A 12,143-nucleotide genomic window follows, 5' to 3' on the forward strand; every position below is an offset into this window, starting at 1 on the left:
CCGGGTCTGTTCATAAACACCCTCCATTCGAATTTGACTTTCATGCAAAGTATGTGTTTGATAACTCACTTTTACTCTTAACACTTATTGTTAATATGTATGGTGATTGGTTGATTAGCTGTACTATAAAATGACGTTGCGGTTGTGGGCCGAGTGTTGTCGGGACTGTCTGTGAACGGGCTGTTTGAAACGGCGTTTAAGAATTGAGCAGGAACGACTAAAGAAGATAAGGCTGCTTGAGAATGAACTAATGCCCCGCTGGCTTCTGGTCAAGACCCCGTTTTATAGACACTGAAAAAAGCCCCTAGGCTATAAGCTACTTCCGATACTCTTTCGGAGGCAGCTTATTTAACTTTCGTTGTGGTCGACATTGGTTGTAAAATCGAATATATTCTTCTATTATCCTTTTTGCCTCATCTATATTTCGAATATCATATGGGTAGAGCCCTTCCGTTTTGAGATGCGAGAAGAAGCTCTCTATCAAGGCATTAATCATAACAATTGCCTCGGCGAGACATGCTGATTCAGGCGCCAACCATTGGCAGCATGTCATGGTACGCATGGGACGTGTACTGGAATCCCTGGTCGCTGTGAACGATGAGGCCAGTCACGTCTTTTTGCTGTTTCCAGGCTTGTCGAAACGTTTGTAAAACCAGTTCGTTATCATTTCTATGGCTCATCTGGTACGCGATAATTTCGTTATTGAACAAGTTTTTTAATCGCAGACAGATATAGCCAGCAATCACCCACACGATATTGCGTGATATTTGTAACCCATTTTTGATTTGGTTTGTCCGCCTTGAAATCCTGTTTTAGCAGATTTTTCGCCACACGACCTTCCATAGAAGAAGCATAGTTGCAATCGATGCTTTAGCCGAATTTGTGAGCGGATTCCCAAGACCTGCATGAGCCGAAGTATCTTTTTATGGTTCATCCAGACTCCATGATCGTGCTGCAAAATGAGTTTACGATATGTCCAACCTTCTTCGATATGAAGCTGTATGGCCTCTACTTTGGTTTCGAACGTATACTCTTTAAACTTCTGTCCTTTTTTCGCTGGCATAAAATGCACCCCCTAGAAATTCATCGGATAAACCAGGGTTTATTCCAATGTCTACTCTAAGGGGTGCACTTCACTAAGCTGGTGGGGTGTTTTTTACGTTTACAGGGGGGATTAGGTTGAAGAGGTACGGTGGTATAGTATTAGCAGCAGTAATAGTAGTGCGTCATATTATCTAGAATATATGGGGGAATGAACATAAAGAAAATGTGGTCCCAGTAACGAAAGTAACACAAGATTCTACGGAAGCAGCCAAAGAGTCATAAAACTGTGTTTCCGACAGAGAAGTATCCAGAAACAGCCCAGCACATTAAAGAGGCTATAGCAGGTCACCAGTATGCACCATTGACCGTGATGGAGCCGACCATATCCCTAAAGGGTATGCCACCAAGAAGGGCTAGGATAGGGAAGAATGGCCTATGGCGACGTGTTCCGAAGGTGGAGAGGGTGCAGACATTAAGTACATAAGTCCAAAGGATAATCGTGGAGCTGGATCGTGGGTAGGTCACAAATTGGACGACTATCCGGACGGGACAAAAGTTGAGTTTATCGTTAAATAACGGAAAAAGATTCTATCTGCCAAAGTTTGATAGAATCTTTTTTTGCAGATCAAATTTCCCCAAACTTCGACACTCATAGTTTCGTAGAATTGTTATGTGATCATAACAATATTCTAGGAAATCTACTGATTTTTTTGAGGGATTTCCACTCAATTCATAGAACACTATCATGAGGTGATCAGCATGAACCATACATATAAAGTTTTAAAGTCGAATATAGAACTGTTTGCAGCTGCATTAAGCCAGGTAAGGGGATATGTTGTTCGGCCGTTGGGAGAGGGATGTGATAGATATTGTGGATAACGGTGGAGTAGTGGAGAAGATTACACCGGAGTCGATCAAGATTAACGGGAGCTATTTCATGAGGAATCAGTTTGAATTTAGAGTAGATGTGAAAAAGGCTCCGCTGGTATGTAGCCATGTAGCCAGTAAGGAGTCTTTTCTTGTTTATTTAGTTGAATACTCGCTTACTGGTCAGTCAAAAAGTTTTCCACTCCTAAGAATCCCACGAATCAGCTTCAGAATGGGGCGTCTTCTGCTTGGAGCGACAATGACGCCAAGAATGGATCGCCTCGATTGCGGCACAGAAAGCCAGTTGATTCGCCATGAATGCCGGAAGTCATGTCACCAAAGATGAGTTGTGACTGGCTACGTAAAATGAAAGAAGTCTCTCCTTCCATCTTCCTAGCCCTCATCAGAAGAAAAAATGAGTCTATTTGCGCTTACTAAGTTTGAATGAAAAAGCCACGCCACTTTCCTGTACTTGCTAGGATGCCAGCTAACTGTTCTATCTTTTCGATCTCTTCAGTGGCTTCTCTCATTACAAAGTGATGATGAGACTGATGTGATACTGGATTACCAATCTAGGTACCCTTCCACTGGTAGTTCTCAGCCCGGTTAACTCGCTTCCAATCATCAATTCGATCATCAACCCAGCCATGTAGTTTCCAGAATACTGGATTAACATGCGTAGAGTATGTATCACCCAGCCAGTTGTGAGCTGGTTGATTCCAGATTTCGTTTACAGATTCACCTAATTCTCCATCTGGTCGGTACCCCATCGGAGATTCTGCTGACCACCTCATGTGCATCCAGTTATGAATGGTCCATTCTATATCGGAACCAAGTTGCCCAAGGGTTACACTACGTAAATAATCAAGGTCTGTGAATCGTTGCCCCTGAATTGCAAAGGACTGCCGGCAAGCATCGTCGGATTTATTCTCTGAAGTCTCTCATCTAAAAAACGTGCCGCCAGATCTTTTGCCCGGTACGGGAAATCGGCACGCCGGGTTCTGTGGGGGGGCTGGTTACAATGGTGGGCTCTTTTACACAGAGATGAGGACTTGCCGCTCACTCTTAACTGATTGTAACAGCATGCTAAATGGACAACGCTCAGAATAATTCCTCACTAAAGTACAAAACCTACTCTTGCAGAAGTCAAAGCATACGCACAAGAAATTACCTTGACGAAAGAGGGAACATTAATGGTATTTACAATTGAGAATCCAGAGCCGCTTTTTAAAGGCTCCGTTACACTTGCTAATTTCTTAGAAACGACGAAGGAACTCACGTTGACAGAACGCCGGACAATCGTAGACCAGGCACTAATTTTGATTGACTCAGTCTATGTTCATCTGCCTCTAAAGAAAGCCATGTATGCTGTCAATCCAGTGCAAAGGCTGAAGATATTGCGGCGCCAAATGAAAACCCTATCTAAACGAGAGTTTCACAACGAAATGCTTCAAATTTTCAAAGAATTGCGTGATCTACACACAAATTATATCCTACCTGCTCCATACAATCAGCATACTGCATTTTTGCCATTCCTGATGGAGGAGTTCTATGATGCCAATAATAAACGTCACTATATCGTATCGAGGCTGACCTTCCATCATGAAACTTTTGTACCAGGCGTCGAAATCACGGATTGGAATGGAGTTCCGATAGACCAGGCGGTGGCCATAAATGCCGACCGGGAAGCTGGCAGTAACAAAGCAGCTCGGCACGTACGAGGATTAGACGCCATGACCGTACGGCCAATGGCTATGTCGTTGCCACCAGCCGAGCAATGGGTCATTGTCGGTTACTCCAGTAATAGTAAAAACTACAAAATACAGCTATCTTGGCAAGTGAACAAGATTAGCTCATTCAACGAAAGTTTAACCCTTGCTGCAACCGGAAAATTCGCAACTGCTAACGGGTTAGATCTTAACATGGAACTTACCAATAACGCCAGAAAGGTTCTATTCGCCCGGAATGCCATTGATTTGAGCAAACAAGCAGCTGATCTTAGGGGCGAATCCAATAAAGAGGGGGAAGATTTCTTTAGAAGTATCAGTCGTTACCCCGACACCTTTCAATTTCGGCCAGTCGACACCCCTCAAGGCCAAATCGGCTACCTACGTATAAGGACCTTTAGGACCTTTAGCGATCCTGAGCCCGAGACCTTTGTCAACGAGGTGATCCGGATATTGGAACTACTACCGCAACGAGGTTTAATTATTGACGTACGTGGTAATGGCGGCGGTATCATCATGAACGGCGAACGAATACTGCAACTCTTCAGTTCTAGCCGAATTGAAGCCGAACGAATGCACTTTATCAATAACGAAATAACCCTTGCCATTGCTAATTCAGATGTTGAAAACGGATTTGCTAAAGAATGGATAAATTCCATTGACTTGTCTACTATTACCGGCTCAATTTATTCTCAAGGCTTCCCAATCGAATCTCCTGATCTTACCAACAGTATAGGACGACGTTATACTGGCAACGTTGTTTTGGTTACGGATGCTCGCTGCTACAGTACAACAGATATCTTCGCAGCAGGTTTTCAGGACAATAAAATTGGCAAAATTTTAGGGGTCGATGATAATACTGGGGCAGGCGGTGCTAATGTTTTTACCCATGATTTTTTAAGAAAAATACTACCGGGATCGGACTCTCCCTTCCAAAAACTCCCTGGCGATACTGAAATGCGAGTTGCCATCCGCCAGACAACACGTGTGGGAGACAAAGCCGGTCTGCCCCTTGAGGACCTTGGGATACAACCTGACGCAATTCATCGCATGACTCGTGACGATGTACTATACGAAAACCGTGACCTTATTGCAGTTGCAGCCGCCTTGCTGTTTCAATCACCCGGTGATACACAATAGTTGATTTGTCCAAATTCACTCGTAAGTTACGGGAGTGTATGCCAAGGGGACAGCCAAATGTAGCGAAATGCCCTTGAAATTGCATACCAAGCGACTTTGGCAGAAAAACCGGAAATTGATGAAATGGCTTAAAGATTTGGGCGGCTGAGCGTAGGCCGTTATGTACTTGTCGGATTCAATAAGGACACCAGATATTCCTGTTCTATGAGATCGTTGATCCGGCATTGGCAAAACGATGGCAGCATTACTGAGCCCCCTAAACATCCCCTTTTCCTATGAGGAGTTGAAGCCCCGACAGATGATCTGGGGTTCTTTGAGATTCTGAGTTCAAACTTGGAATGAAGAAACGGTCCGGGTTCTTGGGTGACCCACAGGAACCAATCATGAGCAACATGAGGGACATGCGAAGAACTGGCTGTTCGGCGGGGAGCGTAATCCTGTTCATCTAGTATTAATTGCGGCGGGGGATGATCGTTCCATGCTGAAAAAGTGGACCAATTGGATACAAGCGAGCGCCCAGCAACTGCCTGGGGCTGATCCGGGAACGGGCGGCGGGATTCGACTCGTGTTTGAGCAGGAAGGACAGGTGCACCCCGACCTAAAGGGACATGAGCATTTCGGATTCAAGGTCGGCATTTCTCAGCCGAGGGTACGGGGGCGGGTATCCGAAATGTCAGACGATTATTTGACAAGGCGGCTGATTGATCCGTCGGACCCACATGCTGCCTTGTACGCCAAACCGGGACAGCCCCTTATTTGGCCGGGGCAGTTCGTGTTCGGCTATCCTCAGCAGAAGCGGGATGACTCGCTTCTACCTAAGCAACGCGATTTGCACATGACAGGATGGGTTTGTAACGGGTCTTATCTGGCCATCCAGCAACTGAGGCAGGATGTAGCAGCTTTCTGGGAGTTCATACGTTTGGAAGCGAAGACGTCCGGGATAAAGCCGGAACGGTTCGCAGCGTTGATGGTTGGCCGTTGGCCGAGCGGAGCACCGATCCTTCTTGCCCCGGAGAAGGATGACAAGTTGCTTGCTGAGAACGAGTTGGCGAACAACCATTTTATGTTCGTGGAAGATTCTCGGGCGATCAAGTTGCGGCCGGAGCTGGCCGAGAGCCAAGATCAGCTTCCTCAGCGAAAGGGGATCCACAAGCCACGCTTTGTCCGTTTGCTGCGCATATCAGAAAGACGAACCCTCGTGACGAAACGTCGGATACAGGAAGCTTGAGCGACTCACTGGTTCGCCGCATTTTGCGTCGGGGCATTCCGTTTGGAGAGCCGCTCCCCGTCGATTTTGAGACGGGAATGACAGGGGGGATCCGCGGGCGGGAAATCGGGGGCTTATGTTTGTTGCGTATATGACCTCCATTGAGAAGCAGTTCGAGTTCATAAGCCAGAACTGGATGAATTCTAAGAGGGAGCCGAAGGAAGGCGGGCATGATCCGATCGTCGGACAGCATGACCGCGACGGTCGCAAACGCGAATTCGAATTGATGGGCCGCAGAATGGTGTTGGACAAGAAATTCATATAGTTCTGTGAAGTACTCAAACTATGTGTGACGGAAGCATAAAAAAAAGATCGAGGTCAAAATAATAAAGTGTTGCTAATCCAATCAGGAAAGGATCTTAATTTAATGGCACAAAAAGAAGCACTAAAGCTGCACTTGAAGATTCTGGAGCAGCCTCGAATTCCGATTAATGAAATGGTAGAGGCCATGAAAAAGGTTTATGCGACTGCAGATATTCAAGTCGATGTTGTATTGACAGAGCCGCTTTTGATGGATCTTGATGTTGGCCGATGTGTAAAGGGAGAAACGACTCAAGAACAGGACAAGCTATTCAGCAACCGAAATAATGTGAAGGATAATGAACTGGCGATATACTTCGTCCGCTCCACAATCCCTCCTTACAACGGTTGTGCTGCTCATCCTTCTGGACGGCCTGGAGCTGTAGTGACGAGAGTCGCAAGTGTCTGGACACTTGGCCATGAGATAGGCCATGTGTTGGGATTATCTCATGTCAACGATCTGGATCGTTTGATGACAGGAGGGGGGACGCATAATATAACTAACCCTCCGCCAGATTTAGTCTGGCCAGAAATTGAAACGATTAGACAAAGTCCGTATACATTACCGACCAATCCTTAAGGAGGAGTTTGATTCATGTTAAAGGAAACATTAATCGATTTACTCGATCGGGATGAACCTGATTATAAGGCTGCTGCAGATATGGGTCCACAAATTTTTCCTTACCTACTGGATATAACTAAAAATGGAGGAGAAAGACTGGCGCCGCGAGCCGTGTATACTGCAAGTCTGATACAAAGCGACAAAGTAACTGACGTATTAAACGTATTAAAAGAGGGTGCCAGCAGCTCAATCCCTGAGGTGCGTGTTGCAACAGCAGCTGCCTTTAACAATCAACAGCATTTAGGAGATTCCAATTCTGACACTTTGAAATTTCTGTTAAACGACAATGATATGGGAGTTCGAAAAATGGCCTTAACTTCCATCTCTAAAGATGAATTTCATGCAAATGACTCCGTTCGTTCAGAAGTCAAGAAGCTTACAACTACGGAAAACAACGAGCTCAGAATTTTTGCAACTGAAGTATATAACAAGATAAAGCACTAAATTTAATGAATGTAGTTTTGGCTCTGGAGTTGTGGTTCTATGAAGGTGGAACTACAACTCTCAGGCAAGGCTATTCAGTAAATGCTCAGGAATATTGATTAAGCACTTGTATTATGTTGTAACGCCTTCCAGACATAGTTCGTTCATCGTCCGAGCTAATTGAATGAAGTAAGGACATTCAAATCAGAACAAAGAAAGATACTTACGCTATGACAATGTCGTTGCGAAGTCACTTTTAAAATTTTCAAAACTGAGTTTGTGAAGAACGTCATTTTGAAAGCCTAGCTAGGCTAACTTTTGAGAGGTCGTGGGAGAATTGTTTTTGTGACGGGGTCTTCGCCTAAAGCCGCCACGTTCTTCCGGCTAATGCCATCATAAAACGTTCAACAGAAAAGATCAGCCAGAATGTTCTGGCTGATCTAATAATACGAATAGGCCAACCAGTAATAGCTGGCTAACCTGATAATACGAAAAGCTGTTTAGTTTAGTGTTGAAAATCCACATTATGTATTCAAGGATTTGCCTCCCTGTGTATAAAACTTTCTAAATATTATAATTACATCAAATCACCTTATATTAACTGTATATTTTTTAAGTAAAAACAAAAAAATAGTAAAAAGGGATGCAGATTGGAGGTGGAAATATGCACATCAGAAAAATTCAAGCGAAGTTATCTCCTTCTGAGTGAACCATATTCGTAGAACACAATGCTGGAACTCAAGCGAAGACCTAGTCAACTTCGATGATTCAGGCAAAATTCCTTTGTCGGAAATATGGAACGTCTCTCACAACGATTAACAAGAATAGAGCGTATAACCGTTTCTAATGGAAGAGCTCATCCACATTTGGTTTGAGTCGTGAAGACATGCAAGTTTAAACTTAATACTATAAAATTACATTAATAAGAAATAATGGGAGGATTTTATGAAAATCACAAAAACAGTTAAAGTACCGTCAAATATTGGTTTGACAAAAAGTGATACTGGTGAGTCAGTAACTGAGTTACAAAATTTGCTTCAAAAATTTGGTTATTTACAACTAACTCCAAAACGGGAAGATGAATACGCTGAACTGCGCAACGAAATAGCTTCACCAAAAGCTGAGAAAGGTGTTTTTGATGATGCAACAGAAGAGGGACTAAAGAACTATCAGAAATTCAACGGTTTACCTCAGACTGGACAACTAGATGAATCTACAGTAAAACAAATGGGTATACCGAGATGTGGTTTTCCAGATCGTCGAGTCGGTTTTGTGGAATTCAATGAACATGGAAATCGCTGGCCCAATACGAACCTCACCTACAGGATAGAAAATTTCACCATTGATTTAACTGAAGAACAAGTTCGCTCAGCAATTGCCTCAGCATTCAAACTGTGGAGCGATGTAACACCGTTAACATTTACAGAGGTAGACAACAATAGCAATGCAGATATTAAAATCAAATTTGTCGTAGGTGCGCATGGTGATCATAATGACGAACCATTTGATGGAATTGGGCATGTACTAGCGCATGCTTTCTTTCCACCACCTAACTTAGGAGATTTAGCTGGAGATGCTCATTTTGATGATAGCGAAACATGGTCTGTAAACTTACCCGTATCTGCAGGGATAGATTTGGTTACTGTAGCAGCGCATGAATTCGGCCATTCTCTTGGTCTGGATCATTCCAATGTGAGGGGTTCTCTTATGTTCGCTTCATATACGGGAGAGCATCGCTTTTTACATCAAGACGATATCCAAGGAATTCAATCTATTTATGGTTCTTGAAAATATGAAATAAATTAAAATCCTCACTTCCCTATTTTATTCATTAAGGTAGGGACATGCTGAATCTATTGCTGATACTGCAAGAACTTAGTTGAGTCAAATATTCGGTCATCTCTTCTAATAGTTCAAACTGTAAATAGTAGATGGTGCATAGTTTCGTTCGCTTCATTAAATTTGTTTAGATGGGCAAGTAAAGTATAAGAAGCTGATGATTTCCTTGATCTAGGATTCATCAGCTTCAATTGATGTTAACGTTACTTTGCCTTAGTGACAGCAACGCTGGTATTAACCCTAACTGTTGCTCACATAAAAATTACTTGCATGCACAGTTCTATATTTGGTAAGAACATTTCTCTATGATTTCCTCAGCTTGGTCATACGGCGTAACGGTTAGCCAACAGAAACCTTTCGCTGGTAAGACTACGGGCTCGCTGGTATGATCCGGGCACAGCCCGTTTTATGGGCGAGGATACGTATCAGGGAGAGATCAGCAATCCGCAAAGCTTGAACTGGTATGCGTATGTGGCGAATAATCCGCTTGGATATGTGGACCCTAGTGGGCATGAATTTATGCCTACGACTAAAGGCGGGATATTTTATACCAACCAGAAAACGATTATTCATTGTAAAAGAGTAGGGATGGGGACTTGCTGGAATGAGTTTAAAGCAGGAACCATACAGGCATCCACGGCAGTAGCCAACTTCATGATTGTGGATGATATTAACACGCTGCTTGATCCCAAAGCATCTACCTTTGACAAAACACTTGCGGCCGTAGGATTTATTCCCGTGGGTAAGTTTGTTAAAGGCGGAAAATTGATTATAAAGCTGACGAGTAAAGAAGGAAGATATATTGAACGATCTGTCGAATTGTCAGAAAAAAATCTAAAAGCAGCCAAAGCGCTCCCTTGTAACTGCTTTACGGCGGGAACGAAAGTTCAAACAGACGAAGGGGAGAAAAATATCGAAGACATTGAAGTCGGAGATAAGGTTCTCTCGAAGGACGAAACAACTGGCGAGGTAGCGTACAAAGAGGTTACGACTACATTTAACCATGAGACGAATGAGATATATATAATCTATGTAGGCGACCAAACCATTGAAGCAACTTATAATCATCCGTTTTGGGTTGATGGAAAAGGATGGACGTTTGTTAAAGACCTTCAAATCGGTGATTTACTTGTTCAAACTGACGGTAATAATTTAGAAATACACAGCATTGAAAAATTGCAGAAGCGTGTTATGGTCTACAATATAACGGTTGATGATTTCCATACCTATTATGTAAGCGATATAGGGATATGGGTGCATAACGCCGAGTGTAGCTTGAGCGCTAAAACACTTGCTACAATGGGGAAAACGAGTAAAGGTATTGCCGGATTAGCAGATGAGTATTTTACTAAAGATAAGGTGATGGGAATTGTTAAAGAATTTGTGGGTAACGGCTATTCTACAGGCGTTGTCAAAAATGGCTATAAAACATATATTAGCAAAGATGGAAATCTTGTTGCGAGATATGGCTTTAAGAAAGATGGATCACTAGAATTAAACTTAGAAAACAACATTGGTGGAAATTTCCACATAAAAGTTAAATGATTTGAAAGGTGGAATTCGTGTGATAATACCTGTGCTTAAAGGTATTGATTTTGTTGGAGACCCAAAAGAGCAGATGAATTTTAATGTGAGAGCAACAGCTTATATTTCAGAAGAGAATGATAAGGGTGCGGACTGCTTTCATTTCCAAGTGATTTCACCTGAATATCTAGCGGAATTTTTAAGTGAAAATAATGTTTTTGACGGAAGGGCAACATTCATTGTTAGTAAATTTGACCTAGCTTCGTTGGAGCTAGAAGTAAATAAGATTTTAAAGGATTGCATCCGTCCTACTTGGGATGAAGTGGGGAAGGCTATTAACCGACATTTGAGATGGGAATACGATAACATTGAATACATGTCAAGTGAGGAGTTACAAACAAGGGTGGAACTAGATGAATGACAAGGATTCAAACTGTATCGCTTAGGCTATACCGTTGATATACTTAGACAGCTTATAGTAGCCGATATAATAAGTTAATATTAAAAGACCTTGGGGGACATAATTCTCAAGGTCTTCTTTTTGAGCCCACCCATTACCGAATGAATCGGGCGGCTAAGTTTAACATTAGTAGTGGCGGCTGCTTCAGGTGTTTTCTATCTAAACACAGATAAGGTTGTCAGTGCACAAAGCGAAACGATTACAGCTGCTGACAAAGCTACGAATAGTCAGGTGGAATATATCAAATATCAGTTTCTTCTAGCACATATTCCGATAGTTCTTACTCAATACGCATTCGTGATCGGAAAAACTTGAGTGAAATTACAGAAGAATATGTGGGTGGAGTCTTGCAAAATAAAATTATAGTGTCTGAAGAGGGAAGACGAGTCACTTCTATAGGAAGGGATCATGTTACAGGAACACTTGTAGGGAACACTTGGACACTGCCCGAAAACCTGGCAAGTGAAAATAAGAGGATTTTAAATATCTCTCTGATGGAAGAACAGAAAAAAGAGATGAAAAATCAAAACTGGGTGAAATCTCTACGTCCACAATCTGATGCATCACTTCAAGAGGTTGTGGCAGAAAACAATCTAAAAAAAGAGACTGTAACCATTGACACTAAAACAGGGCTTCCAGTAAAAAGAGAAGTCTTTGTGAAAGATAAAGAGGGGAATTGGAAAGAAGATGGATTGTCAACACTAAACTAGACAATTTTTTTGTGGTGCCTCTGCTTGAACTCAGCCGGACTCAAGTAATCCAGAGAACCGTGAATCCGAATATGGTTAAACCAGTGTACATAGTCATGTAATTCTGTGGTTAGCTCAGTTAGACTTTCAAAATGACGTTTCTTCACAAACTCCGTTTTGAAAATTTTAAACGTGGCTTCCGCAACGGCGTTGTCATAGGGGCAGCCTTTCATGCTTAAGG

Annotated in this window: 14 protein-coding genes and 2 pseudogenes; 11 read left to right on the forward strand and 5 right to left on the reverse strand. The window is 42.8% G+C overall.

The window, feature by feature from the left end; all coding sequences use genetic code 11:
* Nucleotides 1-316 precede the first annotated feature (316 nt).
* The 3 genes from QD47_RS34330 to QD47_RS31950 form a co-directional block, all read right to left on the reverse strand.
* A complete protein-coding gene (locus QD47_RS34330) occupies nucleotides 317-562 on the reverse strand; it encodes an IS3 family transposase (protein ID WP_152643891.1) in 246 nt (81 codons plus the stop codon).
* Nucleotides 525-680: a DDE-type integrase/transposase/recombinase gene (locus tag QD47_RS34335; RefSeq protein ID WP_161797213.1), complete on the reverse strand. Its 156-nt coding sequence runs from the start codon at nucleotides 678-680 to the stop codon at nucleotides 525-527. Before QD47_RS34335 ends, QD47_RS34330 begins: the two co-directional genes overlap by 38 nt.
* Nucleotides 681-742: 62 nt before the next feature.
* The gene (locus QD47_RS31950) at nucleotides 743-1,063 is read right to left on the reverse strand and encodes a hypothetical protein (protein WP_152643893.1); all 321 of its coding nucleotides are present in this window, start codon (nucleotides 1,061-1,063) and stop codon (nucleotides 743-745) included.
* A 261-nt stretch (nucleotides 1,064-1,324) separates the two neighbouring features.
* Here QD47_RS31950 and QD47_RS31955 point away from each other — a divergent pair.
* Nucleotides 1,325-1,620: pseudogene (locus QD47_RS31955) on the forward strand (NucA/NucB deoxyribonuclease domain-containing protein); the annotation flags it as partial.
* A gap of 183 nt (nucleotides 1,621-1,803) precedes the next feature.
* A pseudogene (locus QD47_RS27485) lies at nucleotides 1,804-2,037 on the forward strand (hypothetical protein).
* 446 nt (nucleotides 2,038-2,483) lie between these two features.
* On the opposite strand, the gene QD47_RS30310 reads toward QD47_RS27485, so the two are convergent.
* The gene (locus QD47_RS30310; RefSeq protein ID WP_052646984.1) at nucleotides 2,484-2,681 is read right to left on the reverse strand and encodes a hypothetical protein; all 198 of its coding nucleotides are present in this window, start codon (nucleotides 2,679-2,681) and stop codon (nucleotides 2,484-2,486) included.
* A 423-nt stretch (nucleotides 2,682-3,104) separates the two neighbouring features.
* Between QD47_RS30310 and QD47_RS27495 the strand changes: the two genes are divergently transcribed.
* The 9 genes from QD47_RS27495 (at nucleotide 3,105) to QD47_RS27535 (ending at nucleotide 11,923) form a co-directional block, all read left to right on the forward strand.
* Nucleotides 3,105-4,778 carry a S41 family peptidase gene (locus tag QD47_RS27495; protein ID WP_052646986.1) on the forward strand — a complete coding sequence of 558 codons (1,674 nt, stop codon included), beginning with the start codon at nucleotides 3,105-3,107 and terminating at the stop codon, nucleotides 4,776-4,778.
* A 478-nt stretch (nucleotides 4,779-5,256) separates the two neighbouring features.
* Nucleotides 5,257-6,006 (forward strand): hypothetical protein, encoded by a 750-nt coding sequence (locus tag QD47_RS27500; RefSeq protein ID WP_044649108.1) that lies wholly within the window; start codon nucleotides 5,257-5,259, stop codon nucleotides 6,004-6,006.
* A 115-nt stretch (nucleotides 6,007-6,121) separates the two neighbouring features.
* Nucleotides 6,122-6,310 (forward strand): hypothetical protein, encoded by a 189-nt coding sequence (locus QD47_RS27505; protein WP_044649109.1) that lies wholly within the window; start codon nucleotides 6,122-6,124, stop codon nucleotides 6,308-6,310.
* 102 nt (nucleotides 6,311-6,412) lie between these two features.
* Entirely contained in the window at nucleotides 6,413-6,925 is a 513-nt protein-coding gene (locus QD47_RS27510; RefSeq protein WP_044649110.1) for a hypothetical protein, read from the forward strand.
* Nucleotides 6,926-6,940: 15 nt separating this feature from the next.
* The gene (locus QD47_RS27515) at nucleotides 6,941-7,411 is read left to right on the forward strand and encodes a HEAT repeat domain-containing protein (protein WP_044649111.1); all 471 of its coding nucleotides are present in this window, start codon (nucleotides 6,941-6,943) and stop codon (nucleotides 7,409-7,411) included.
* 924 nt (nucleotides 7,412-8,335) lie between these two features.
* Nucleotides 8,336-9,178 (forward strand): matrixin family metalloprotease, encoded by an 843-nt coding sequence (locus QD47_RS27520; protein WP_044649112.1) that lies wholly within the window; start codon nucleotides 8,336-8,338, stop codon nucleotides 9,176-9,178.
* A gap of 459 nt (nucleotides 9,179-9,637) precedes the next feature.
* Nucleotides 9,638-10,774 carry a polymorphic toxin-type HINT domain-containing protein gene (locus QD47_RS33505; RefSeq protein WP_044649113.1) on the forward strand — a complete coding sequence of 379 codons (1,137 nt, stop codon included), beginning with the start codon at nucleotides 9,638-9,640 and terminating at the stop codon, nucleotides 10,772-10,774.
* 19 nt (nucleotides 10,775-10,793) lie between these two features.
* Nucleotides 10,794-11,174 (forward strand): Imm8 family immunity protein, encoded by a 381-nt coding sequence (locus tag QD47_RS27530; protein WP_044649114.1) that lies wholly within the window; start codon nucleotides 10,794-10,796, stop codon nucleotides 11,172-11,174.
* Nucleotides 11,175-11,524: 350 nt separating this feature from the next.
* Entirely contained in the window at nucleotides 11,525-11,923 is a 399-nt protein-coding gene (locus tag QD47_RS27535) for a hypothetical protein (RefSeq protein ID WP_235332383.1), read from the forward strand.
* Here the strand turns inward: QD47_RS27535 and QD47_RS27540 are convergent.
* The coding region (locus QD47_RS27540) for an IS3 family transposase (protein ID WP_044649116.1) at nucleotides 11,920-12,143 on the reverse strand (224 nt) is incomplete at its 5' end. The two genes, QD47_RS27535 and QD47_RS27540, sit on opposite strands and share 4 nt — an antisense overlap.

Origin of the sequence: Paenibacillus terrae (assembly GCF_000943545.1) — a bacterium.
Lineage (GTDB): Bacteria > Bacillota > Bacilli > Paenibacillales > Paenibacillaceae > Paenibacillus > Paenibacillus terrae_A.